Origin of the sequence: Mongoliimonas terrestris (assembly GCF_001927285.1) — a bacterium.
Taxonomy (GTDB): Bacteria; Pseudomonadota; Alphaproteobacteria; order Rhizobiales; family Pleomorphomonadaceae; genus Chthonobacter; species Chthonobacter terrestris.
Window position 1 is genome coordinate 1 of record NZ_MSIG01000011.1, and the last position, 24,696, is coordinate 24,696.

21 protein-coding genes are annotated in these 24,696 nt (G+C 69.6%); 14 read left to right on the forward strand and 7 right to left on the reverse strand.

Annotation, left to right across the window (positions count from 1 at the left end; translation table 11 throughout):
• Positions 1-274: 274 nt before the first annotated feature.
• Positions 275-1,978, reverse strand: coding sequence for a DEAD/DEAH box helicase (locus BUQ68_RS15640; protein ID WP_075216938.1), 1,704 nt, complete (start codon positions 1,976-1,978; stop codon positions 275-277).
• 313 nt (positions 1,979-2,291) lie between these two features.
• On the opposite strand from BUQ68_RS15640, the gene BUQ68_RS15645 reads away from it, so the two are divergent.
• Together BUQ68_RS15645 and BUQ68_RS15650 are read left to right on the forward strand one after the other, a co-directional pair.
• Positions 2,292-3,371 (forward strand): PstS family phosphate ABC transporter substrate-binding protein, encoded by a 1,080-nt coding sequence (locus BUQ68_RS15645; protein WP_075216939.1) that lies wholly within the window; start codon positions 2,292-2,294, stop codon positions 3,369-3,371.
• A 371-nt stretch (positions 3,372-3,742) separates the two neighbouring features.
• Complete coding sequence (locus BUQ68_RS15650) at positions 3,743-4,255, forward strand: hypothetical protein (protein ID WP_139315253.1); 513 nt, start codon at positions 3,743-3,745, stop codon at positions 4,253-4,255.
• Between the two features lie 31 nt (positions 4,256-4,286).
• Here BUQ68_RS15650 and BUQ68_RS15655 read toward each other — a convergent pair whose 3' ends face one another.
• From BUQ68_RS15655 to BUQ68_RS15665, 3 genes are all read right to left on the reverse strand, one after another.
• Positions 4,287-5,729: a sensor histidine kinase gene (locus tag BUQ68_RS15655; protein ID WP_075216941.1), complete on the reverse strand. Its 1,443-nt coding sequence runs from the start codon at positions 5,727-5,729 to the stop codon at positions 4,287-4,289.
• A 154-nt stretch (positions 5,730-5,883) separates the two neighbouring features.
• Positions 5,884-6,669, reverse strand: a complete 786-nt coding sequence (locus BUQ68_RS23805; protein WP_075216942.1) for a hypothetical protein — start codon at positions 6,667-6,669, stop codon at positions 5,884-5,886.
• 137 nt (positions 6,670-6,806) lie between these two features.
• Positions 6,807-7,340, reverse strand: a complete 534-nt coding sequence (locus BUQ68_RS15665; protein ID WP_075216943.1) for an ankyrin repeat domain-containing protein — start codon at positions 7,338-7,340, stop codon at positions 6,807-6,809.
• A gap of 465 nt (positions 7,341-7,805) precedes the next feature.
• Between BUQ68_RS15665 and BUQ68_RS15670 the strand changes: the two genes are divergently transcribed.
• The 4 genes from BUQ68_RS15670 (at position 7,806) to BUQ68_RS15685 (ending at position 13,784) form a co-directional block, all read left to right on the forward strand.
• Positions 7,806-9,749, forward strand: coding sequence for a PrkA family serine protein kinase (locus BUQ68_RS15670; protein WP_075216944.1), 1,944 nt, complete (start codon positions 7,806-7,808; stop codon positions 9,747-9,749).
• Between the two features lie 25 nt (positions 9,750-9,774).
• The gene (locus tag BUQ68_RS15675) at positions 9,775-11,082 is read left to right on the forward strand and encodes a YeaH/YhbH family protein (protein WP_075216945.1); all 1,308 of its coding nucleotides are present in this window, start codon (positions 9,775-9,777) and stop codon (positions 11,080-11,082) included.
• A complete protein-coding gene (locus tag BUQ68_RS15680; RefSeq protein ID WP_075216946.1) occupies positions 11,079-12,632 on the forward strand; it encodes a SpoVR family protein in 1,554 nt (517 codons plus the stop codon). The genes BUQ68_RS15675 and BUQ68_RS15680 overlap by 4 nt, the downstream gene beginning before the upstream one ends.
• 576 nt (positions 12,633-13,208) lie before the next feature.
• Positions 13,209-13,784, forward strand: coding sequence for a copper chaperone PCu(A)C (locus BUQ68_RS15685; RefSeq protein WP_083656627.1), 576 nt, complete (start codon positions 13,209-13,211; stop codon positions 13,782-13,784).
• A 40-nt stretch (positions 13,785-13,824) separates the two neighbouring features.
• On the opposite strand, the gene BUQ68_RS15690 is transcribed toward BUQ68_RS15685, so the two are convergent.
• On the reverse strand, positions 13,825-14,766 hold the full coding sequence (locus tag BUQ68_RS15690; RefSeq protein WP_075216947.1) for a sugar-binding transcriptional regulator: 942 nt from the start codon (positions 14,764-14,766) through the stop codon (positions 13,825-13,827).
• A 99-nt stretch (positions 14,767-14,865) separates the two neighbouring features.
• Positions 14,866-15,831: a transaldolase gene (gene tal / locus BUQ68_RS15695; RefSeq protein ID WP_075216948.1), complete on the reverse strand. Its 966-nt coding sequence runs from the start codon at positions 15,829-15,831 to the stop codon at positions 14,866-14,868.
• A gap of 428 nt (positions 15,832-16,259) precedes the next feature.
• Here tal and BUQ68_RS15700 point away from each other — a divergent pair, with 428 nt between their 5' ends.
• From BUQ68_RS15700 to BUQ68_RS15710, 3 genes are all read left to right on the forward strand, one after another.
• A complete protein-coding gene (locus BUQ68_RS15700; RefSeq protein ID WP_083656628.1) occupies positions 16,260-17,108 on the forward strand; it encodes a helix-turn-helix domain-containing protein in 849 nt (282 codons plus the stop codon).
• 81 nt (positions 17,109-17,189) lie between these two features.
• Positions 17,190-17,762: a helix-turn-helix domain-containing protein gene (locus tag BUQ68_RS15705; protein ID WP_075216949.1), complete on the forward strand. Its 573-nt coding sequence runs from the start codon at positions 17,190-17,192 to the stop codon at positions 17,760-17,762.
• A 7-nt stretch (positions 17,763-17,769) separates the two neighbouring features.
• Positions 17,770-18,306 carry a GNAT family N-acetyltransferase gene (locus BUQ68_RS15710; RefSeq protein ID WP_075216950.1) on the forward strand — a complete coding sequence of 179 codons (537 nt, stop codon included), beginning with the start codon at positions 17,770-17,772 and terminating at the stop codon, positions 18,304-18,306.
• Between the two features lie 151 nt (positions 18,307-18,457).
• On the opposite strand, the gene BUQ68_RS15715 is transcribed toward BUQ68_RS15710, so the two are convergent.
• Positions 18,458-19,324: a hypothetical protein gene (locus BUQ68_RS15715; RefSeq protein WP_075216951.1), complete on the reverse strand. Its 867-nt coding sequence runs from the start codon at positions 19,322-19,324 to the stop codon at positions 18,458-18,460.
• Between the two features lie 147 nt (positions 19,325-19,471).
• On the opposite strand from BUQ68_RS15715, the gene BUQ68_RS15720 reads away from it, so the two are divergent.
• From BUQ68_RS15720 to BUQ68_RS15740, 5 genes are all read left to right on the forward strand, one after another.
• The gene (locus BUQ68_RS15720) at positions 19,472-19,861 is read left to right on the forward strand and encodes a sortase family protein (RefSeq protein ID WP_075216952.1); all 390 of its coding nucleotides are present in this window, start codon (positions 19,472-19,474) and stop codon (positions 19,859-19,861) included.
• Between the two features lie 148 nt (positions 19,862-20,009).
• Positions 20,010-21,035 carry an ABC transporter substrate-binding protein gene (locus BUQ68_RS15725; protein ID WP_075216953.1) on the forward strand — a complete coding sequence of 342 codons (1,026 nt, stop codon included), beginning with the start codon at positions 20,010-20,012 and terminating at the stop codon, positions 21,033-21,035.
• Between the two features lie 167 nt (positions 21,036-21,202).
• A complete protein-coding gene (locus BUQ68_RS15730) occupies positions 21,203-21,991 on the forward strand; it encodes an ABC transporter ATP-binding protein (RefSeq protein WP_075216954.1) in 789 nt (262 codons plus the stop codon).
• On the forward strand, positions 21,988-22,767 hold the full coding sequence (locus tag BUQ68_RS15735) for an ABC transporter permease (protein ID WP_075216955.1): 780 nt from the start codon (positions 21,988-21,990) through the stop codon (positions 22,765-22,767). The genes BUQ68_RS15730 and BUQ68_RS15735 overlap by 4 nt, the downstream gene beginning before the upstream one ends.
• 213 nt (positions 22,768-22,980) lie before the next feature.
• On the forward strand, positions 22,981-24,657 hold the full coding sequence (locus tag BUQ68_RS15740) for a methyl-accepting chemotaxis protein (RefSeq protein WP_075216956.1): 1,677 nt from the start codon (positions 22,981-22,983) through the stop codon (positions 24,655-24,657).
• The last annotated feature ends 39 nt before the right edge of the window (positions 24,658-24,696 follow it).

Sequence of the window (24,696 nt, forward strand, 5' to 3'; positions counted from 1 at the left end):
ATCGGGGAGGGTGGAGCCGCCTGAAGCGGTCCATCAACGATCGGGGAGGGGGAAGCCACCTTCGCGGACCATGATGATCGGGGAGGGTGGAGCCGCCTGAAGCGGACCACCAACGATCGGGGAGGGGGAAGCCGCCTTCGCGGACCATGATGATCGGGGCGGGTGGAGCCGCCTGTGCGACCCGGACGATCGGGGAGGGTGGAGCCGCCGGGGCGGGGTTTCGGCCGGCGGTTGTCCACGGGCGTCACGCGGCCCGTCGGCTCAGGGCGCGGGATCAGGCCTTCTTGCCGCGGTTGGGCTTCTTGAAGGGCTTGGCGCCGGGCTTGGCCTTGGCCTTCGGCTTCGGGGTGCCGTGGGGGAAGCGGCGGCGTTCGGGGACGACGGCGCCGGGTTCGGCGAGGCTGATGCGGACCTCCTCCTCGCCCGGGTTGGCGGCGGCGAAGGCGACCTGACCGGCGGCGGCCTGGCTGACCTCGAACAGGCTCTCGCGCTCGCCGATGCGGATGGCGCCGACCTCCCGCTTGGGGATCTTGGCGACGCGGCAGATCAGCGGCAGCAGCCAGCGCACGTCCGCGTTGTCCTTCCAGCCGACGCCGAGGCGGAACCAGACCATGTCGGTCGGCCGGCCCGGCACCTCGCCCACGTAGGGCTCGCGCTCGGGCTTGCGGCCGCCGTCGATCAGCTCCTCGGGCGCGGGCAACTGCGAGCGGTGCAGGCGGATGAGGGCGGCGGCGATCTCCTCCACGGACTTCTCGCCGGCGAGCTGGCGGGCGAGCGCCAGGTCCTCCTCGGTGGCCTCCTCGGTGAGGATGGGGTCGGCGAGGAGCCGCTCCTGGTCGAGCTTGCGGATCTCCTCGGCGGAGGGTGGGCCGGACCACTGGGCGGTGATGCCGGCGGCGGCGAACAGGCCCTCGGCCTTGCGCCGGCGGGTGTAGGGCACCAGCATCACGGACGTGCCCTTGCGGCCGGCGCGGCCGGTGCGGCCCGACCGGTGGGTGAGCACCTCCGGGTCGTGCGGCAGCTCGGCGTGGACGACGAGGCCGAGGTCCGGCAGGTCGAGGCCGCGCGCCGCCACGTCGGTCGCCACGCACACCCGCGCCCGGCCGTCGCGCATGGCGGTGAGGGCCTGGTTGCGCTCGCCCTGGGCCATCTCGCCGGAGAGCGCCACCACCTGGAAGCCGCGCTCCTGAAGGGCGCCGTGCAGCCGGCGGACGGATTCGCGCGTGGTGCAGAACACGATGGCACCGCGCGCCTCGAACCAGCGCAGCACGTTGACGACCGCGCGCTCGATCTCGTTCGGCGCGATGCGGACGGCCCGGTGCTCGATGTCGGCGTGGCTGTCGTCGCCGGCGGTGACGTCGATGCGCTCCGCGTCGCGCTGGAACTGGCGGGCGAGGCGGACGATGTCGGCCGGCAGGGTGGCGGAGAAGAGGAGGGTCTGCCGGGTCTCCGGCGTCGACTCCAGGATGAACTCCAGATCCTCGCGGAAGCCGAGGTTCAGCATCTCGTCCGCCTCGTCGAGGACGACGGCGCGGAGCGCCGACACGTCGAGGCCGCCGCGCTCCATGTGGTCGCGCAGGCGCCCGGGCGTGCCGACCACGATGTGGGCGCCGCCGGCGAGCGCCTTGCGCTCGCGCTGCGGATCCATGCCGCCGACCGAGGAGAGCACCCGCGCGCCGGCCGGGCCGTAGAGCCAGGAAAGCTCCCGGTGGACCTGGAGGGCGAGCTCGCGGGTCGGCGCCACCACGAGGGCCATGGGAGCGCCGGCGGGCGGCATGCGCTCGGCGTCGCCGAGAAGGGCGGGCGCGAGGGCAAGGCCGTAGGCGACGGTCTTGCCGGAGCCGGTGCGGGCGGAGACCAGAAGATCGCGCCCGGCGAGCGCCGGATCGGCGACGGCGGCCTGCACCGGCGTCGGCTCCGTGTAGGCCTTGTCGGTGAGGGCGCGCAGAAGGGATGGATTGGAAACGGGAAACGGCATGTAGGCGCTCGGATCGGGAGGAAACGGCCAAAGAGGACCGTCTCTGAACGGGGGTCCGACGGCACGCTGAAGGGGATGTTGCGCGAGCCTATAGCCGAGAACGGCGGCCGACGCCATGGCGTTCGCGGCGGGGGTGCCATGCGGAGGGAGGGCGGGAGCCGATCACCGGTGGCGGCGGCCCGTGCGCGGCCTGCCGCCGCGCCTTGTGGGGTGTCTTTGGTTCGGGGAGACTGGCGGGCGAATCGGGCGGCGGTGCGGGGGCTCCGGCAGGCGGAAGGAGAGGCCAGTGCGGGTGCGCGGGGGTCGGGTCGGCATGATGGCCGTGGTCGGGCTGCTCGCGTGCGGCGTGCCGGCGCTCGGGCAGGACGCCAGCGGCCTGGACGGGCGGGGCGATGCCGCGGGCGATGTCGCGGCTGAGGGGCGCGTGGCGCCGCTGCGGGCGCGGGTGTTCGGCGTGGCGGTGCCGGAGGCGCATCCGTTCGCCGCGGAGGTCGCCGGGGTGTTCCTCGCCGCCGATCCGTCGCAGCCGGCGCCGGAGATCGCCCGGGAGGACGCGGCGGGCGCCATCCGCCGCTTCTGCGCCGGAACGGGCACGGCCACCCTGGACTTCGCCCTCGCCAACCGGGCCATGCTGGCCGACGAGCAGGTGGTGTGCCGGGCCTCTGGCGTGATCGACGTGGCGGACCTGCGGATCGGCACCGACGCGCTGGTGCCGGCGGCCGGTGCGGCGGCGCCGCGGCTGGACCTTTCGCCGGCCGAGTGGTTCCGCGCCATCGGCGAGCGCAGCCTGGTGGATGGGCAGCTGCTGCCGAACCGGATCGAGCGCTGGTCGGAGCTGCGGCCGGACCTGCCGGACGTGCCGGTGCGGGTGCTCCTGCCGGCGCCGAACCACGGCGCGCGGGCGCTGGTGGACCGTGCGCTGCTCCTGGAGGGCTGCAAGGCGGCGGGGCTGCACGCGGTCTATCTGGACGCCGGATACGAGCCCGGTCGGGCGGACCGGGCCTGCCAGACGCTTCGGGGCGACGGACGGGTGGGCGAGATTGCCGACGACGGGGCGCTGATCGCCGCGCTCGGGCGGGATCCTGCGGCGGTCGGCTTCGTCGGGCGGGGGCATCTGGCCGCGGCGCCGAACCTTAAGCCGCTGCCGCTCGGCGGGGTGCCGGCGACGGCGGAGACGATCGCGGACGGCCGCTGGCCGCTGCCGGTGCCGGTGCACCTGATCGTCAAGAAGGCTCACCTCGGCCTGGTGCCAGGGCTGCGCGACTTCGTGGCCCTCTTCGCCGCCGACGCGGTGGCGGGCGACGGTGCGCCGCTCGCCCGCGCGGGCCTGGTGCCCGTGCCGCCGGCCGAGCGGGCGGCCGCACGGGCGGCGCTCCAGGGCGACGATCTCTGAGCCGCAAAGGGCGGCCGACGTCTAGAGCATTGTCTCATCGACCAAGTTGAAAGACTTGGTCGATGAGACAATGCTCCAGGATCTTGAATCTGGAGCGATTTCTTATCGACCTGATGAGTCCATCAGGTCGGAAAGCGCTCTAGTGTGGTGAAATCTGCTATGGTCCGGCGGGTGGCGTCGGCGGTTTCGAACGCTCCGACAGGCGCGCCTCCGGCGCGGCGAACCGGAACGGGTCTGGCGCGTTCAGGGACGAGGTCGGTCGACGAGCGCGCACAATGCGCTTGACCGGAGGGCGCGCTTCCGGCGCGCTTGGCCGGGCGGAGCGCTTCGGGCGCTCGGGCCGAAGGGCAGCGAAGCGGAGGCGGATTCCCATGCGGCATAGAGGCATTCTCGGCATGGCGGCGCTTTTCGCCGCGGTCTCCAGCGCCCCGGCCGGCGCACAGGCGGATATCCTGGACCGGTTCAACCAACGCTGGAGCGGCAAGGGCAGCGTGCAGCGCAACGCCGAGAGCGATCCGCAGACCGTGTCGTGCGACCTCTCGGGCAAGCGGACCGGCAACCAGGTGGCGATCGCCGGCACCTGCCGGGCCTATCTGGTGTTCAGCCGCACCATCGCGGCCAACCTCACGATCGATCCGGACACGGGCGCCGTCACGGGCACCTACACGGGGTCGCGCGTCGGGGTGGCGAGCCTCAGCGGCACCATCAAGGGCGACACGGTGGAGCTTGCGATGCGCTGGCCGAAGCCGGTCAACGGCGACACCCGGGCCGCCATGGTGATCCGCACGGCGGCGGACGGGTCGCTGCGCATCGTCGTCAGCGACGCGCTGACGCCCGGTGGCCCGCAGACGGCGGTGACGGACGTGGCGTTGCAGCCGATCTGAAGGGCTGTCCGCGCGCGGGTGTGTGTCGCCGTCAGGTCTCGGTCGGGTTGACGACGACGCGCAACTCGTAGCGCAGCCCGTCCGACGCGAAGTCCATGGTCGGGTGGCTGACAGCGCCGGAGATGCCGCCCATCAGGAGACGCGAGCCGAAGCCGCGGGCGGTGGGCGGGGCAACCGGCGGACCGTCGATCTCGCGCCAGCGGAAGACGATCGCCGACTGGCCGTCGATCTCCGCGTCGCCCCAGGTGACGTGCACCTGGCCGTCCGGCACCGAGAGTGCGCCGTACTTGGCCGCATTGGTGGACAGTTCCTGGACGATGAGGGCGAGCGACATGGCCGCCTGGGCGCCGAACTCCATGTCCGGCCCCGCGATGGTGAAGCGCCGCCCCGGACCCTCCTCGTGCAGGCTGATGGAGCTTGCCACGATGTCGGCGATGCGCGCCCGCTCCGACCGGCCGGTGAGGAGCATGTCGTGGGCGCGGGCGAGCACGCCGAGGCGGCTGGTGATCTTCGACCGGGCATCCTCCAGACCCGTGGCGCCGCGCAGGGACTGCAGCACGATGCTCTGCACCACGGCGATCTGGTTCTTCATGCGATGGCTGAGCTCCTGGTTGAGGAGCGTCTGCATCTGTTCGGCCTGGCGCTGCTCGGTGACGTCGGTCGCCTGCACGAAGATGCCGTACACTGGCCCCGCCCCACCGCCGCCCCCGCGGATCGGCTGGTAGACGAAATCGAGGAGGCGCGTCTCCAGGGCTGCGTCGGGTGCGCGCCGGAGCCGGACGGGCACGCTCTGGCCGACGTAGGTCTCGCCGGTGCGGTAGACCGTGTCGAGCGTCGTCACGAAGCCCTGGTCGACGATCTCCGGAAGCGCGACGGCCACCGGCTTGCCGATGATCGGGCGGTCGCCGATCAGCGCCAGGTAGGCGGCGTTGGCGATCTCGAACACGTGGTCCGGCCCGTTGAGCACCGCGGTCGCGCTCGGGGTCTGCCGGAAGAGCTCGCGCAGGCGCAGGATCTCGCGTTCCCGCTCGCGGGAGAGCAGAACCTCCGCGGTCGTCTCCAGGCAGGTGCAGAACATGCCCTGCACCGCGCCGGTCCGCTCGTCCTTCACGGGGGTGTAGCCGAACGAGAAATGGGTTTCCTCGTCATGGCCGAAGCGGCGCATGACGAACTGGATGTCGTCCATGTAGGTGGGAATGCCCGCGTAGGCGGCATCCATGATCGGCCCCACGTCGCCGATGATGTCGGCCCAGACCTCGTCGAACGGCCGGCCGAGCGCCCACGGGTGCTTGTTGCCGCAAAGGGGCGCGTAGCCGTCGTTGTAGAGCATGCGCCGCTCCGGACCCCAGGCGATGAACATCGGCTGGCGTGCGGCCAACATCACCTGGACGAGCGTGCGCAGGGTTTCGGGCCAGCTCTCGGGTGCGCCAAGGGCGGTCGACGCCCAGTCGAACGCCCGAATGCGAGCACCCATCTCACCGCCGCCGGATAGAAAGCTCAGGACGGTCAAGGCATGCGCTCTGCGAGGCGTTAGAATGCACGAAGTTCTATCAGTGCACCTCCGTTCCTGGAAAGCAAGGCCCGGTTCGCCGACGGCGCATCAGGACGCCGCCGGGTGCCTGGCAGCGTCAGGAACCGCCGCCGCCACCGCCACCGCCACCGCCGCCAGAGCCGCCGCCGGAGGAACCGCCACCGCTGGAGCCGCCGGAGCCGCCGCCGCCGGTCGCGCCGCCAGTGCCGGAGGTGCTGCCAGTGCCGCCAGTGCCGGACGTGCCGCCAGTGCCGGACGTGCCGCCAGTTCCGGTCGTGCCGCCAGTGCCTGTCGTCGCGCCAGTGGTGCCGGACGTGGTGCCGATACCCGTGTCCGCGTTCCCGCCGGCCTGCCCAGTGCCGGTGTCGGCGTTGCCGCCGGCCGGGTCGACCCCGGTGGCGGCATTGCCGTCGACCGTTCCGGCGCCGTCATTGGTGGTGGAGCCGCCGGTGCTGGTCGAACCGCCGGTCGTGGCGGCGCCGGATCCGCTGGAAGTCGAACTGCCGGTCGTGCCGGTTGTGGCGCCGCCGGTCGTGCCGGCCGCGTTGGTGCCGTCCGCCGGCTCGCCCTCGGGGGTCTCGCCGATCGCCGCGAGGGCGTCGTCGAGGGCGCTCTGGCACCCGGTCTGGTCGCCGGCGGCGTTGGCGGCGCGGGCCTGATTGATGGACGCGAGCGCGCCCTGGTAGTTCGGCCCGTCGCCGGCCGCCTCCCCGTTCGCCGCGGTGCCGGTTCCGGCGGCGGCCGCCGGGCCGGTATTGGCGCCGGTGGCGTCCACCGGGCCCATCAGGCGGCGCTCCAAGGCGGCCACATCCTGGATGCAGGCGGCCATGGCCGGATGGGCGACGGTGGCGAGAAGGGCGGCGGCGGCAAAGGTGAGGCGCATGGGGTCACTCCCGCGAAGGGGGGCCGGCGCACGGGGTCGTTCGGGCGTCGGCGGGTCGCGGAGAGAACGCGAACCGCGCCGGAGCCGTTCCGTGCGGTGTTGCGCGCGCTGGTTCGTCCACCGAACGGCGAGCGCGGTCAGGATTTGGCGGCGATCGCGGCGGCGATGCGGGCGGGGGTGTCGGCCGCCCCCATGGCGCGCGCCACCGTCTCGGCGCTCTGCCCGGCGGCATCGGTGCGGGCCGGGTCGGCGCCGGCTTCCAGCAGCATGTCCACCACGTCCATGCGGTTGAACATGGCGGCGATCATCAGGGCGGTGCGTCCGTCCGGCGCGGTGGCGTCCACGGCCGCGCCGCCGTCGAGGAGGACGCGCACGACGGCTGTGTCGCCCTTGAAGGCGGCGCCGGCGAGGGGAGTCTGGCCGCGGTCGTTGGCGAGATCCGGGTCGGCGCCGGCCTTGAGGAGGGCCGCCGTGGTCTCCGCGCGGCCGTTGTAGCTGGCCAGCATCAGAAGGCTGTCGCCCTTGTCGTTGCGAAGGTTCGCCGGCAGGCCCAGGTCGAGCAGGGCCTGGAGCTCGGCGGTCTCGCCCGCACGGGCGTGCTGGAACACCCGCCCGGCGAAGGCGATGGTGGCGTCGTCGAGGTCGGGCTTGTCGGCATTCGGATCGGACACGGGGACTGCTTTCCTGCGGTGAGGCGCCCCCGAGGTCAGGGGCCGTTCGACCAAGGTAGGGTGCGGCGCCGTCCAGGGCCAGACCGCGCGGGAGGGCTGCCGCGTCGATCGACGCGGATCCGCCGTCCGCCCCTGGTCGGAACGCGTCGAAGGGCCACATAAGATGAGGCGGCTTCACGCCGTGCCCGGGTGCGCGCCGCCATCTTTTTGGCGCGAACCCGGCATGTGATCAGGGTTGCTGGCTTGCGCGGGGCTGGGCTTGGACCGCGCCTGCCGGCTGCTTGGAGGGAGGTTCACGCTTTTGGGGATTGTCAGGCGTGACGGCGCAAGCCTAACCTCCTTGATGAATGCTGATACGGCGGAGCGGAATGACATTCACGCGTCGACGGGAAACTTATCCTTCGCCGCTCGTGTTCCGCTGCTGACCCTCCACATACGTTCATATGAACCAACGTAGGGACGGCCATGACAGCGACTGACGTACTTTCGGATTTGGCCCGGGTTCACCAGACACGGCGCAGCGTGGAGATGACGCTCGCCGAATACCTCGAACTCTGTCGTGACGATCCGAAAGCGTTCGCCAGCGCGCCGGAGCGCATCCTGGACGCGATCGGCGAGCCGGAACTGGTCGACACGTCGCGCGACTCGCGGCTCGGCCGCATCTTCATGAACCGGACGATCCGGATCTACCCGGCGTTCGCCGAATTCTACGGCATGGAGGAGACGATCGAGCGGATCGTGTCCTTCTTCCGCCACGCGGCGCAGGGCCTGGAGGAGCGCAAGCAGATCCTCTACCTGCTCGGCCCGGTGGGCGGAGGCAAGTCGTCGCTCGCCGAGCGGCTGAAGGCCCTGATGGAGGTGAGCCCCATCTACGTGCTGAAGGCCGGCAACGAGGTGAGCCCGGTGTTCGAGAGCCCCCTCGGGCTGTTCGACCCGGAGACCGCCGGCCCCATGCTGGAGGAGCGCTACGGCATCCCGCGCCGCCGGCTCTCCGGGCTGATGAGCCCGTGGTGCCTGAAGCGGCTGGACGAGTTCGACGGCGACATCACCCGCTTCAAGGTGGTGAAGGTGATGCCGTCGCGGCTGCGCCAGGTGGGCATCGCCAAGACCGAGCCGGGCGACGAGAACAACCAGGACATCTCGTCCCTCGTCGGCAAGGTGGACATCCGCAAGCTGGAGACGCTGTCCCAGGCGGATCCGGACGCCTACAGCTATTCGGGCGGCCTCAACCGCGCCAACCAGGGGCTTCTCGAGTTCGTCGAGATGTTCAAGGCGCCGATCAAGATGCTGCACCCGCTGCTGACGGCGACCCAGGAAGGCAACTACATCGGCACCGAGAACATCGGCGCCATTCCGTTCTCCGGCATCGTGATGGCCCACTCCAACGAGGCGGAGTGGCAGTCGTTCAAGACCAACCGGAACAACGAGGCCTTCATCGACCGCATCTACGTCATCAAGGTGCCCTACTGCCTCCGGGTGGCGGAGGAGCAGCGCATCTACGAGAAGCTGATCCGCGGCTCCGAACTCGCCGCCGCCCCGTGCGCGCCGGGCACGCTGGAGATGCTCGCCCGCTTCGCGGTGCTGTCGCGCCTGAAGCCGCACGAGAACTCCAACGTCTACTCCAAGATGCGCGTCTACGACGGCGAGAGCCTGCGCGAGGTGGACCCGCGCGCCCGCAGCCTGATGGAGTACAAGGACACCGCCGGCGTCGACGAGGGCATGGACGGCATCTCCACGCGCTTCGCCTTTAAGGTGCTGGCGGCCACCTTCAACCACGACACGGTGGAGGTCGCGGCCGACCCGGTGCATCTGATGTACGTGCTGGAGCAGGCGCTTCGCCGCGAGCAGCTGCCGGCGGAGACCGAGAAGCAGTACCTTGAGTATATCAAGGGCGAACTCGGGCCGCGCTATGCCGAATTTATCGGCAACGAAATCCAGAAGGCCTATCTGGAATCCTACCACGATTACGGGCAGAATCTGTTCGATCGCTACATCGACTACGCAGACGCCTGGATCGAGGACCAGGACTTCAAGGATCCGGACACCGGGCAGATGCTCGACCGCGAGCTGCTGAACCAGGAACTCACCAAGATCGAGAAGCCGGCCGGGATCGCCAACCCGAAGGACTTCCGCAACGAGGTGGTGAAGTTCGCGCTCCGCTGGCGGGCCTCCAACAAGGGGCGCAACCCGTCCTGGTCCAGCTACGAGAAGATCCGGGACGTGATCGAACGGCGCATGTTCAGCCAGGTGGAGGAACTGCTGCCGGTCATCAGCTTCGGGTCGAAGAAGGACAGCGACACCGAGAAGAAGCACGCGGACTTCGTCGACCGGATGGTCGAACGCGGCTACACCGAGCGGCAGGTGCGGCGTCTGGTGGAATGGTACATGCGGGTCAAACAAGCCGGCTGAGATCAGCCGGCGAACGGGACAACGGATGCACATCGTCGATCGACGGCTGAACCCGGGCGGCAAGAGCTTCGCCAATCGCCAGCGCTTCCTGAGGCGCGCCAAGGACATGGTCCAGCGGGCCGTGCGGGAGAGCACGAAGGACCGCGGCATCGGAGACCTCGACCAGGCCGGGGAGGTCACCATCCCGGTGGACGACATCCGCGAGCCGACGCTGCGCCGGGCCGGGTCCGGCGGCAAGCGCGACATCGTGCTGCCGGGCAACCGGCAGTATGTGGAGGGCGACCAGATCGAGCGGCCGCCCTCCGGCGAGGGCAAGGGCAACGGCCGCGAGGGCGGCGGCGGGGACAGCGAGGACGCCTTCCGCTTCGTGCTGACGCGGGAGGAGTTCCTCAACATCTTCCTCGACGACCTGGAACTGCCGGACCTTGCCAAGCGCCGCATGGCGGTGACGGAGACGCACGGCATCCGCCGGGCGGGCTACACCACGTCCGGCTCGCCGGCGAACCTCGCGCTCGGCCGCACGCTGCAGATCTCCATGTCCCGCCGCATCGCCATGAAGCGGCCGAAGTCGAGCGAGCTGGAGGCCCTTGAGGCGGAGCTGAAGGCGCTGGAGGCGGAGGGCGGCGCGCCCGAGGCCATCCAGGCGCTGAAGGACGAGATCGAAACCCAGAACCGGCGGCGGGCGCGGATCCCGTATCTCGATCCGCTGGACCTGCGCTACCGGCGCTACGAGCCCTTCCCCAAGCCCATCGCCCAGGCGGTGATGTTCTGCCTGATGGACGTCTCCGGCTCCATGAGCGAGCACATGAAGGACCTCGCCAAGCGGTTCTACATGCTGCTGCACGTCTTTCTCGCCCGGCGCTACAAGCACGTGGACGTGGTCTTCATCCGCCACACGGACAAGGCCAAGGAGGTGGACGAGGAGACCTTCTTCCGCGGCACCGAGACGGGCGGCACCATGGTGTCGTCGGCCTTCGTGGAGATGAAGCGGATCGTGGAGGAGCGCTACGACCCGACGATCTGGAACATCTACGCGGCCCAGGCCTCGGACGGCGACAACATGTCGTCGGACGCGGAGCGCACCATGCGGCTCCTGCGCGACGACATCCTGCCGGTGTGTCAGTACTTCGCCTATCTGCAGGTGGGCGATCCGGGCGGCCACATGGGATTCATGCAGCATCAGGGCGACACGACGCTCTGGCGCACCTACATGACCCTGCAGCGGGCCGGCACCAAGTTCGAGATGCGGCGCGTCCAGCGACGCGAGGACATCTATCCGGTGTTCCGCCAGCTGTTCCAGAAGCGAGACGCGGCCGAGGGGGCCAGCCCATGACGGTGCAATTGCAGACAGGGCGGCTGCTGTTCGAGGGAAACGATTGGGATTTCGCCACCATCCAGCGCATCCACGACGCGGTGGCCGAAATCGCCGAGAAGGACCTGAAGCTCGACACCTTCCCGAACCAGATCGAGATCATCACGGCCGAGCAGATGCTGGACGCCTACGCGTCGACCGGCATGCCGCTCTTCTACAAGCACTGGAGCTTCGGCAAGCACTTCGCCCAGCACGAGGCGGTCTACCGCAAGGGGCTGATGGGGCTCGCCTATGAGATCGTGATCAACTCCAACCCGTGCATCAGCTACATCATGGAGGAGAACACCGCCACGATGCAGACGCTGGTGATCGCGCACGCGGCGTTCGGGCACAATCACTTCTTCAAGAACAACTACCTGTTCAACCAGTGGACGGATCCGGACGGGATCCTCGACTACCTGACCTTCGCCAAGGGCTATGTCTCCTCCTGCGAGGAGCGCTACGGCCAGCCGGCGGTGGAGCGGGTGCTGGACGCCGCCCACGCGCTGATGCCCCAGGGCGTACACCGCTATCCGCGCAAGAAGCCGCTGAACCTCAAGTCCGAGGAGAAGCGCGAGCGCGAGCGGGCCGAGCTGCAGGAGCGCATGTACGACGACCTGTGGCGCACGGTGCCGAACGCCAAGGACGGCGGCAAGGCGCGCCAGCTTCGCGACGACAAGCGCCGCGCGCTGCTGGAGCTGCCGCAGGAGAACCTGCTCTACTTCCTGGAGAAGACCGCGCCGCGGCTGGCCCCCTGGCAGCGCGAGATCCTGCGCATCGTGCGCAACATCTCCCAGTACTTCTATCCGCAGATGCAGACCAAGGTCATGAACGAAGGGTGCGCCACCTACACGCACTATCGCATCATGAACATCCTGCACCAGCGCGGGCAGATCAGCGACGGCAGCTATCTGGAGTTCCTGACGTCGCACACCAACGTGGTGCGCCAGCCGGTGTTCGAAGATCCCTACTACAACGGGATCAACCCCTACGCCCTCGGCTTCGACATGATGAGCGACATCGAGCGGATCGCCACCGATCCGACCGACGAGGACCGGGCGTGGTTCCCGGACCTTGCCGGCCGGGGCGACCCGATGGAGCAGCTGAAGGAGATCTGGCGCAACTACCGGGACGAGAGCTTCATCGCCCAGTTCCTGTCGCCGAACCTCATCCGCAAGTGGCGGCTGTTCCACATCGAGGACAATCCGGACGAGCCCAACCTCAGCGTCAACGCCATCCACGACGACCGGGGCTATCGCAACCTCCGCCGGCTGCTCGCCCGCCAGCACGACACGGCCTGGCTGTCGCCGGACATCCAGGTGGTGGACGTCGACCTGGAAGGCACCCGCCGGCTGGTGGTGCACCACAAGGTGCTGCGGAACATGCTGTTGCAGCCGGAGGACACCGCCCGCGTGCTGCAGCATCTGGCGGATCTGTGGAGCTACGATGTGGTGCTGCGCGAGGTGGACTTCACCACCGACGCGGTGCTGAAGGAGCACCACGCCAAGGCCCGTCCGGGCATCTTCGCCTGACCTAAGCCGAGCTGCCGGTTGTACGGCCGAAGGTCGGTGCGGGTGATCTCGGCCCGATCTTCCAAGGACCTCACCCGGCTGGGGCAGTCGGTCGCACCGTTGCCGGATGGCCGCCGTGCGAGGCGCGGCACCATGACCAAACATCAGGAATTCGGGCCTGGCGGCGCCGGAGCGGGCATCGCCGGGGAAGGCCCGTCGCCTTTTCCATTGCGGGCTGCGGCGGCGCACCGCATGGCACGGCGCTTGGTTCGGTTGTCCAAGTGCTGATAGCAGCACCCGATGGCGTGATCGGGAAAAGCCCATCAGCGGTGGCACGGACCGGAGCGGATCATGGGAACGAGCCCGTCAGGCGGACGTGCGCGCGGGGTGGCGTTTCCGGCCGCCTTGTCGACGTTTGCACGACCCCGGATGAGCCGCACCCCGACCGGGCCGGCCGGCCAAACGGCCCTGGCGCGCCGTTTGATGCCGGACCGCTCCGACTGGACACAGGATCCGGCCGGCCCGCGGGACGCCCGATTGGCGCCGGACCGGTCTTCGGACGCCGCCGTCGCTCCCCTTGCATTCAGGATCACTGCCATGCCGTCTCGTCTCTCCCGCCTTCTGCGCCCCGCCGGCATCGAAGAAAGCATCGGCCTCTTCGTGCTTGCCGTGGCGCTGCTGCTGGCGCTGGCGAGTGCCGTGTTCGCGCACGATTATGCGGCGGGCGGGCTGCGGATCGAGCACCCTTGGGCGCGCGCCACGCCGGCGGGCGCCAAGGTGGCGGGCGGCTATCTGGTGGTTCGCAACACCGGCGCGGCAGCCGACCGGCTGCTCGGCGGCGAGGCACCGTTCGCAGGCGGCGTCGAATTGCACGAGATGAAGGTGGAGAACGGCGTCATGACCATGCGGCCGCTGGCGGACGGCGTGGACGTGCCGGCCGGCGGGACGGTGACCTTCGCGCCCGGCGGCTATCACGTGATGTTCGTGGACCTGAAAGCCGGTCTCGTCGCGGGAGAACGGCACGCCGGCGCGCTCCTCTTCGAAAAGGCGGGGCGCGTGGAAGTGGAGTGGGCCGTGGAGGCGCTCGGCGCCCGCGCGCCGGCCGCGGCCGAGGGACACGGCGATCACGGGGCGCACGATCACGACGCGCACGATCACGGCCACGGCGGCTGAGCGGCAGGGAAGGCGGAGCGGGCTGCCGGTCCGGGCTTGCTCAGGCGGCGGCGAGCAGCGCCTCGGCGGTCGGGGTGTCGGTCGCGACCGCGTTGAGGAGGCCGCCCTCGATGGCCGCCCGGAGCGCGGGGGCCTTGCCGGGCGAGCGCGCGGCGCCGACGCGGATCTCCACCCGGGCGAGTTCGGCAAGGCCGATCGACAGGGTGCGGTCGTCGAAGCCGGTGCCGACCGGCCGGCCGCCCGGCCCGAAGAAGCGGGCGCAGATGGTGCCGACGGCGCCGCGCGCGCGGATCTCGCCGGCAAGCGATTCATCGACGAGGCCCTGGCGGAAGATGGTGGCGTCGCGCGAGACGGTACCGACTCCGACAAGGGCGACCCGCACCCGGCGCATGCGGTCGAACACCGCCCGGACGGCGGCGGTGTCGTGCAGCACTGCCGCGATGGCGTCGTCGTCCACGATGGCGGGCACGGGCAACTGCCAGGCGCGGGCGCCGAGACCGGCGGCCGCCCGGCGGCAGACCTCGCTGGAATGGCTCGGCTCCTCGGGCGCGCCGACGCCGCCGACGAGCGAGACCACGTCGAGGTCCCGAGCCGCCGGCCGCCGCAGGGCCTCGGCGATGGCCGCCACGGTGAGACCGTCGGAGACGCCGATGGCGTCGCCTGTCTCCACCACGTCCTCCACCAGCCGGGCAGTGGCCTTGGCGAGAATGTCGAGCGTGCCGCCGGGGCGTTCCTCCACCACGACGGCGTGGACGAGCCCGAAGGTGCGCTTCAGGCGCTGCTCCGCGTCGGCGTCCCGGAAAGCCTTGGCGGCGACCTGGATCTCCACGTAGCCGAGGTCGAGCGCCGTCTTCAGGCACCGGCTCACGGTCGCTTCCGACACGCCGAGCTGGCGGGCGATCTCGGTCTGCGGGAGCCGCTGTTCATAGCGCAGCCGGGCGATCCGGACGATGAGATCCTCACTGCGACGCGGACGCGGCATGGGTGGGCGATCTCCAAGGGGAGCGGCTGGCGGCGGCGGGCCGGAGGGTCCGCCGCGGATGAGAGTGGATCGGACAGGTGCCGATCCCCGCGTCGGCGATCAGGCGCCGAGGCGGCCCGCCACCAGGGCGCGGAGCGCCTCCAGGTCTTTGGCGAACTGGCGGATGCCTTCGGCGAGCTTTTCGGTGGCCATGGGGTTCTGGTTCATGGCCCAGCGGAACGCCTTTTCGTCGAGATCGATGCGCGCCGGCTTCTCGCCGACCGAGGTGGCGTCGAGCTTCTGTGGCAACGCGCCGGTGTCGGCCGCCAACTGGTCGAGGAGGGCCGGCGACACGGTGACCCGGTCGCAGCCGGCGAGCGCCTCGACCTCGCCGGTGGAGCGGAAGGAGGCGGCCATCACCACGGTCTTGATGCCGTGGCTCTTGTAGTAGCGGTAGATCTCCCGGACCGAGAGGACGCCCGGATCCTCCTCCGGCTCGAAGGTGCGGCCCTCGGCCTTGACGTACCAGTCCAGGATACGGCCGACGAAGGGCGAGATCAGGAAGGCCTTGGCGTCGGCGCAGGCGAGCGCCTGGGCCTTGTCGAAGATGAGCGTGACGTTGGTGTCGATGCCCTCGCGCTGGAGGATCTCGGCGGCGCGGATGCCCTCCCAGGTGCCGGCGATCTTGATCAGGATCTTCTCGCGATCGACGCCGTTGGCGGCGTAGGCCTTGATGATGGTGCGGGCGGTCTCCACCGTGGCGGCGGTGTCGAAGGAGAGATCCGCGTCCACCTCGGTGGAGACGCGGCCGGGAACGAGGCGGGACAACTCCGTGCCGACGGCGACGGCCAGCCGGTCGGCCACGGCCTTGATCGCCCCCTCCCGGGCGCCGGACAGCGACGCGCCCCAGCGCACCGCATCGGCCACCACGCCCTCGTAGGCCGGCAGCGCCACCGCCTTCAGGACGAGGGTCGGGTTGGTGGTGCAGTCCACCGGCTGCAGGCGGCGGATGGCGTCGATGTCGCCGGTGTCGGCCACCACGGTGGTCATGGCCTTGAGTTGGTCGAGCTTGGTTCCGGCAGGCATGCGGGGCACTCCACGACAGGGACGGCCGCGGGCGATCCACGGCGACAGGGCGTCAGCCGCGGAACACACCGCGACGCAAGACGGCGGGCCGGGACGCGCGCCGAGGCCGCGACCCGTCCGAGACACCTAGTGTGCGGACAGGGTAAATGCAAGAACTGTCTTAAATGAAAGAAATTGCGTTTAAGATGGGCGGTTCGCGTTGGTATCGCCTGTGTCATCTGGGCCCGCCGCCTCTCTGCGAGGGCGATCGAAAACGGACGAGACTGCTCACACCGTAAAAACCCGACACGGTTTTGGCATTATGGCGGATTAGATGCAGATGGTGCTAACTGGCGCAGAAGGCGCGTCAGCGTACGTCATGGTTGGGTGGGCCGCTTGAGGGACGCCACCGTATACACTCAGTGGCAGCGCCAAAGCGCGGAGGCCTGATGATGGGTAGCGGGCAGGAACGGACGATCGGCGAGGATGTCGACGGCGCATTCGCCACCAATCTTCGCCATCTGTGCGGTTTCTATCCGTCCGTCGCGCATGTGTGCCGGACAATCGGCATCAACCGCACGCAGTTCAATCGCTATCTGGCGGCCTCGGGGCGGCCCTCGCGCCACATGCTGACGCGCATCTGCGACTTCTTCGGCGTGAGCGCCGCCGAGATCCATCTGCCGCCGGAGGAGTTCGAGCGTCTGCAGTTGAACGCCCGCCAACGGAAGGAGCCGAGCCCGGCCCCCTATGTCGGGGTGGTGGAGATGCTGCAGCGCGCCTCCCGGCCGGAGATGCACAAGTATCTCGGCTACTATCACGAGTATTACTGCTCGATGAGTTCTCCGGGGAAGATCCTGCGCGGTCTCGTGCACATGTTCGAGCGCGACGGGCAGGTCTACTTCCGCAAGATCGAGCACGTCTGCGGGCCGCCCGGACTGCCGGTGACGTTCAAGTTTCGCTACATCGGCGCCGCCTTCTTCCTCAACGACCGCATCTTCCTGGTGGATACGGAATCGCTGACGCAGAACGAGATCACGGAAATGATCCTGTTCCCCACGTTCAAGAACAAGGTGGGACGGTTGTCCGGGCTCCTGCTCGGCGTGTCGTCGGGCGACTATCGCCGGATCGCCTGCTCGCGCTTCGTCCTCGACTGGCTCGGGACCCGGGTGAACCTGCGCAACGCGGTGAAAGCCTGCGGGGTCTTCGACCCTGATTCCGGCGCGATCGATCCGAGCGTGGTGGCGGCCATCGACAACACGTCGCCGGGCGGGCCGCTGTTTTACGCCCGCGACTTCTGACCGGGCCGGCGCGGGGTCTCTCCGCGGTCCGCTCCCGGCGGGCGCTGGACGGCTTCCCATATTCGAGATAATCTCTCGGATATGAACGATGCCCCTGAAATCCTCTCCGACATGGACGACCGGATCGCCCGCCGGCTGAAGACGCTGCGCGCCGAACGCGGCTGGTCGCTGGACGATCTGGCGCGGGAGAGCGGCGTGAGCCGGGCCAGCCTGTCGCGGCTGGAAAAGGGTGAGGTGAGCCCGACGGCGAGCGTGCTCGGCCGGCTCTGCGCCGCCTACGGGCTGCCGTTGTCGCGGCTGATTCGGATGGTGGAGGACACGTTCGAGCCGGTCCTGCGGCGCGACGCCCAGCCGGTCTGGACGGACGCCTCGGTGGGCTTCCAGCGACGCTCCGTGTCGCCGCCGGCTCGCACCCTCGCCGGCGAGGTGCTGGAGTGCACCCTGGCGGCTGGCGCCCGCATCGCCTACGACCGCCCACCGCGGCCGGGGCTGGAGCACCACCTTGTCGTGCTGGATGGAAGGCTGACCGTCACGGTCGACGCGGTCGCCCACACCCTCGGGCCGGGGGACTGCCTGCGTTACCAGCTGTCCGGCCCGACCGTTTTCGAGACCGCGCCCGAAGGCGGCGCCCGCTACCACCTCTTCCTGTTGTGAGGATCGTATGACTGAGCCGTCCGGTTTCACCCTCGAACCGTTCACCGCCGAAGACCTTGCCGCCCACCTGCCGGCGCTCGGGGCGGTGTTGCACGCCTGCGTGGAGGATGGGGCGAGCGTCGGCTTCGTGCTGCCCTACGGAATGGACGAGGCGATCGGCTTCTTCGAACGCAAGGTGCTGCCGGGGCTGGCCGCCGGCGGTCTGGTGATGCTGGTGGCGCGGATCGGCGGGCGGATCGTCGGCACGGTCCAACTCGACCACGACACCATGCCGAACCAACGGCATCGCGCCGAAGTGCGCAAGCTGCTGGTCCACCCGGACGCGCGGCGGAAGGGCGTGGCGACGGCCCTGATGCGGGCCATCGAGGCGGACGCGCGGCGGCTCGGCCGGACGCTGCTGACCCTCGACACCCGCACCGGAGACGGCGCGGAGCCGCTCTACCTCGGGCTCGGCTATGCGATCGCCGGCCGCATCCCGGACTATTGCCGGGACACGGTGAGCGAGCGCCTGGACGCCACGACGCTGATGTACAAGCGGCTCTGATCGATCGCCTAGAGCATTGTCCGACCAAGTTGAAAGACTTGGTCGATGAGACAATGCTCCAGGATATCGAATCTGGAGCGATTTCTTGTCGACCTGACGATTCCGTCAGGTCGGAAAGCGCTCTAGGCGCGGCGGGCGACGGTGGGCGGCTTCAGGACAGGCCGTAGCCCATCCGCACCATGAAGGCCCGCAGCGCCTGCGGGAGGGGCAGGATGCGGACGGCGCTCTCCGGGCAGATCTCCGCCTCCACGGCGCAGGCCTCGACGCCCTCGTCGGTGGTCGGATCGTAGGCCGCCTCGAAGGCGGCCCAGGCGGCGGCGCCTTCGCCGACCCGGGTCTTGGCGGCGATCCAGCCAGCCCAGAAGCCCGGCCCGCGCTCGCCGCCATAGTCGACCAGCCGCTGTTCCATCTCGGCGAGCCACGCCCGGTGGCGGGGTAGGAAGCGCGGCTCGGCGGTGACGTCGGCCACGGCGCCGTTCCGGAGCGCCAGGATCTTCAGCGGGGCCTCGCTGCAGGCGTAGCAGTCGAAGGCGTAGAGGAAGGCATTGTCGACGGAGACGAGTTCGGCCACGCCGTCGCCGTCCGCGTCCTCGATCATCTCCGGTCCGCCGCCGTCCCACTGGCCGAACGAGACGGCGGTCCAGTTGCCCGCGGCGGTGAGGTGGAGGGCCTCCACGGCGGTACAGCAGTGCGCGCCGCCGGTGTAGCTCGTCAGCACCACCTCCGGGCCCGGCGCTGCGGGGTCCATCTCCACGATCTCGGCGGTGCCTTGCGGGTTGTCGAAGCCGGACGGCCGGCCGGCGACCGTGAGGGTGGCAGTGCCTGGACCGGTGACGGTGAGCACCGGCACGGCGACCCGGAGACCATCGATGAGCCGCGGGACCATCTCCAGCCGGATCGCAATCCCGTCCGCCCGGGCTTCGGCGACGGGGCGTCCCTCCTCCAGGGCGATGCGCGGACCCGCGACGGCACCGCAGGTGCCCGCGAGGAGGAGAAGGAGGGCGGCGAGGCAGCGCATGGCGCGGATGTCCGATCGACGGGGAAGCCGCCATGATAGGTGATTCGGACCCCGCGCTTGACGGAAATCAAGGCGCCCGGCCGGAGCGTGGACGTATGCAGGAAGGGCCAAGAGCACGCACGTGCCGCACGACCGAGGAGATGCCCGATGAACGCTGCACACCGCCACCTGACGCGCATCCGCCTGGAACTGGCCCGCACCAAAGGCTTCCCGGAGGGCAGCGCGGCCCACGGCTACGCGTTCGTCGCGCCCCTCGACGCCGACGGCAAGCTGGATGCCGTCGCCTGGAAGAGCGTGCGCGACCGCTGCCGCGTGCACCGCTTCTGGGGTGCGGACGACGAGGACATCGGCCATCTGGTGCGGCGTCCGGGCGGCAGCTGGGCCTTCCACTATGACGTGGACGGCGACGAGGACGACGAGGCCGGCTACCGGCTGGGCGACCATCGGTTCGCCATCGGGGAGTATGTCTCGGTTCGCGACGAGGACGGCGACCTCCATACGTTCCGGGTCGTCAGCACCGAAGCGGTCATGATCTAGGCAAAAGCCTATGAAATAGGCGGGCGTACACGCGCTGCGGCCATCTGCCGGGACGAAACATGGCGGAGGGCGGCATCCGTCGAACTGGCATGCGTCTTGTAAACCTCCCGACCCGACAGGACAGGTGGGAGCAGGCGTGATGCTGGGAATGGTTGTAAGGACGGTCGGCGCGACGCTGGTGGGCGCACTCACTGGCGCTCTCTTGGCGGCCATGCCCGCCATGGCGGCGGGCACGCCGGTGAAACTGACCCTCGACTGGAAGTTCGAAGGCCCGGCCGCGCCCTTCCTGGTGGCCCTGGAGAAGGGCTACTACGCGGCCGAGGGCCTCGACGTGACCATCGACACTGGGGCCGGCTCCACCGAGGCGCTGCCGCGCGTCGCCACCGGCGCCTACCAGTTCGGTTTCGGCGACATCAACTCGCTGATGAAGTTCCGCGACCAGAACCCCGGCCTCGACGTGAAGGCCGTGATGATGATGTACGACGTGCCGCCGTTCGCGATCGTCGGCCGCAAGAGCCAGGGCGTCAGCACCTGGCAGGACCTGGCCGGCAAGAAGCTCGGCGCCCCGCCGCCGGACGGCGCCTTCGCCCAGTGGCCGGCCTTCACCAAGGTGAACGGCATCGACCCGGCGAGCGTCACCATCGAGAGCATCGGCTTCCCCGTGCGCGAGCCCATGCTGGCCCAGGGCGCCGTGGACGCGGTGTTCGGCTTCTCCTTCTCCGTCGTCCTGAACCTCAAGGCCGCCGGCGTGCCGGAGGACGACATCTCGGTCATCCTGATGTCGAAGAACGGCCTCGACCTCTACGGCAACGCGGTGCTGGTGAACCCGGACTTCGCCAAGGCCAATCCGGAGCTGGTGAAGGGCTTCGTCAAGGCCACCATCAAGGGCGTGCAGGACACTGTCGCCGACCCGGAGGCGGCCGTGAAGACGGTGCTCGCCCGCAACGACGTGGCCAAGGAGGAGGTGGAACTCGCCCGCCTGAAGCTCGCCATCGCGGACAACATCAAGACCGAGGCCGTGGTGGCCAACGGCTTCGGCGACGTGGACATGGCGCGCTTTGCCAAGTCGGTGGAGCAGCTGGGCTTCGCCTACACCTTCGCCACCCCGGTTAAGCCGGAGGACGTGTTCGACCCGTCCTTCCTGCCCCCGAAGGAAGAGCGGATGCTGCCGTAAGGACGACGCGCCGTGGACCGGGCGCGCCTCGCGGGCGTCCCCCCGATCCGCGGCCGGTTCCGTCCGTGGGGCGCCGGATCGGCTCCCGCTGGCCGGGTGGAGGCAAGGGTGCCGCCTTCCCGCTCTCTCGTGCATTCCCGTGCTCGCGCCCAGAGGGTCGCCTCTCCATGTCGGTTCCCATCACGCTTGCCGATGTCTCGCACCGCTACGGCGGGGCGAGCGGCACCCTGGCGCTCGACGGCTGCTCGATCTCGGTCCGGCCGGGCGAGTTCGCCGCGGTGGTCGGGCCGTCCGGCTGCGGCAAGTCCACCCTCATGAAGCTGGCGACCGGCCTCCAGTTTCCGTTCAAGGGAACTGTGACGGTGGCGGGGTCGCGGGTGGAAAAGCCGGTGACCATGGCCGGCATGGCCTTCCAGAACCCCACCATGCTGCCCTGGCGGACGACGCTGGAGAACGTGCTCCTGCCGCTGGAGATCGTGCGGCCGCACCGGCAGCGCTTCCGCGCCGAGAAGGCGGCGTTCGCCGCCAAGGCGGAGGAGCTCTTGTCCGTGGTGGGCCTGAAGGGCTTCGGCGCCAAGTTCCCCTGGCAGCTCTCCGGCGGCATGCAGCAGCGGGCGAGCCTTTGCCGCGCGCTGATCCACGAGCCGGAACTCCTGATGCTGGACGAGCCGTTCGGCGCTCTCGATGCCTTCACCCGCGAGGAGCTCTGGTGCGTGATCCGCGACCTGCAGCAGGCGCGGAAGTTCACCGTGGTGCTCGTCACCCATGACCTTCGCGAGGCGGTCTTCCTCGCCGACCGCATCTTCGTGATGAGCGCCCGGCCCGGGCGGATCCTCGCCGAGCGGACCGTGAGCTTTCCGCGTCCGCGCGACATCGGGATCACCTACACGCCGGAGTTCATGGCCGTGGTTCAGGAGCTGCGCGGCCATATCAGCGAAGCGAGGGCCGCCGCATGACCACCGCGGCCGCGCGCATCGACTGGATCCGCCTGTCGCCCTGGCTCTACACCATCGGCCTCTTCGTCCTGTGGGAGGCCGCCGTGCTGGTGCTCGGCCTGCCGCCCTTCATCCTGCCGGCGCCGACCACCATCGTGGCCGCCATGGTGGAGTTCTGGCCGGCCATCTGGAAGAACGGCCTGCAGACCCTCTTCACCACGCTGCTCGGCTTCGCCTTCGCGGTCGTCGGCGGTCTCGCGCTCGGCCTCCTGGTCGGATGGTCGCGCACCATCTACGCCGGTCTCCACCCGCTGATGATCGGCTTCAACTCCATCCCCAAGGTGGCGGTGGTGCCCATCCTGGTGCTGTGGTTCGGCATCGGCACCGTGCCGGCGGTGATCACCGCCTTCCTGATCAGCTTCTTCCCCGTGGTGGTGAATGTCGCCACCGGGCTTGCCACCATCGAGCCGGAAACCGAGGACGTCCTGAAGGCGCTCGGCGCGTCCAAGATGGACATCATGCTGAAGGTCGGCATCCCGCGGGCGCTGCCCTACTTCTTCGGCTCCCTGAAGGTCGCCATCACGCTCGCCTTCGTGGGCTCGGTCATCGCCGAGACGGTGGCGGCCAACAGTGGCGTCGGCCACATGATGCTGACGGCGCAGAGCAACTTCCAGGTGCCGCTGGTGTTCGCCGGTCTCGTCACCCTGGCGGTGGAGGGCATCGTCGCCTATGCGCTGATGGCCTGGGTGGAGAAGCGCATGACCGGCTGGGCCCATCGCTCCGGCTTTGCCCAATAAGCAAAGCTGATAGGTGAAGACCATCATCCGGCATTCTGATGCGCTTATGGCGGGCGTACGGATAAATCCGGAGCGGTCAAACCCGCTGGCCGTCGCAAACAGTCAGACCGCATTCAGATTTAGAAGTTTGTTTAATACTATACCTTGAACACTGTCTCCCATGAGCGGCCGAACGGCGACCAAGGCGCTACGGCAAACCATCGGGGGACTGGAATGAACGTCAGGTTCGGCATTGCGGCGCGCTTCATGGCGCTCGGCGGCCTTTCCATCGTGGCGATCGTCGTGCTTGCGACGATGGCGCTGTTCGAGGAGCAGGCGGACCACTGGACCGCCAAGCAGGAATTGCTCAAGGGCTATGTGGAAAGCGCCGCCTCGACCATCGGCCACTATGCCGAGGAGGCGGCCAGCGGTCGCATGACCGAGGCGGACGCCAAGGCAAGGGCGATGGAGGCGATCCGCATCATCCGCTACGGCAACGGCGACTATCTGTGGATCAACGACAAGGATGCTCGGATGGTGATGCATCCGATCAAGCCGGAGCTCGACGGCCAGATGGTCGACCAGATGAAAGACCCTGACGGCGTCTTCATCTTCCGGGAGTTCGTCACGGCCGCCGCCGCGGGCGGCGGCTTCGTCAGCTATCAATGGCCAAGACCCGGTGACGACGCGCCGGTGCCCAAGCTGTCCTATGTGGAAGGCGTGCCGGGCTGGGGCTGGATCGTGGGTACGGGCATCTATGTGGACGACGTGGTGGCGGCGAACACGGCCATCTTCTGGCGGACGGTCCTCACCACGACCATGGTTGCCATCGGTCTCACGGTGATTTCCGTGCCGTTGATCCGTTCGGTAACCGGTCCGCTGAGCCGCCTTTCCGAGACCATGAAGGGATTGTCCGACGGTCGCATGGTCGAGGTGCCCTTCATCGGCCGCGCCGACGAGTTCGGCGACATGGCGCAGACGCTGTCGGTGTTTCGCGACACCATCGTCCGCCGGGCGGAACTGGAAGCGGAGAATCGTCGGGCCGCGGATGCGGTGGAGCGGCGGGCCGAGGTGGTGTCACGGCTCGTGGACGGTTTCCGCGCATCGTCGGAGACTCTCTTCCGCGACATGTCGTCGGAGATGACGCGCTTCTCCGGCCTCGCCGAAGGGGTGACCGCCGTCGCCGAGAAGACCGACGCGATCGCCGGCCACACCGCGGAGGCGGTCGACCACGCCGCGCGCAACGTCACGTCCGTCGCATCGGCGGCCGAGGAACTGACCGCCTCGATCGGCGAGATCGCCGCCCAGGTCGACCGGTCGACGGCCGTGATCGGCGAGGCGACCGAGAGCGCGCGGGTGAGCAACGAGAAGGTGGGCGAACTCGCCCGCGCCGCCGAGCGGATCGGCGAGGTGGTGGAACTCATCAACACCATCGCGGCGCAGACCAACCTGCTCGCGCTCAACGCCACCATCGAGGCCGCACGGGCCGGGGAGGCCGGCAAGGGGTTCGCGGTGGTGGCCGCCGAGGTGAAGTCGCTCGCCGCCCAGACCGCCAAGGCGACCGACGAGATCGCCAGTCAGGTGAGCGCCATCCAGTCCTCCACCCAGTCCACGGTGGAGAGCATCCGCGGCATCACGGCCACCATGGAGAGCGTGAACGCCTACACGTCGGCCATCGCGTCGGCCGTGGAGGAGCAGGGCGCCGCGACCGGCGAGATCAGCCGCAACATCGGCAACGCCTCGACCGGCACCGACAAGGCCCGCAAGACCATGGCGGGCGTGACCGCCCAGGTGGCGGAAGCACGGCGGGCGGCCGGCGACATGCGGCAGGCGGCCGGCACGGTGGCCGACCGCGCGGCGGACCTCAACCGCAACGTCACCGCCTTCCTGAGCGCCGTCGCCCGAGCCTGACCGGGCCGTCCGGGCGGCGCGGGTCAAGCCGCCGGCGGG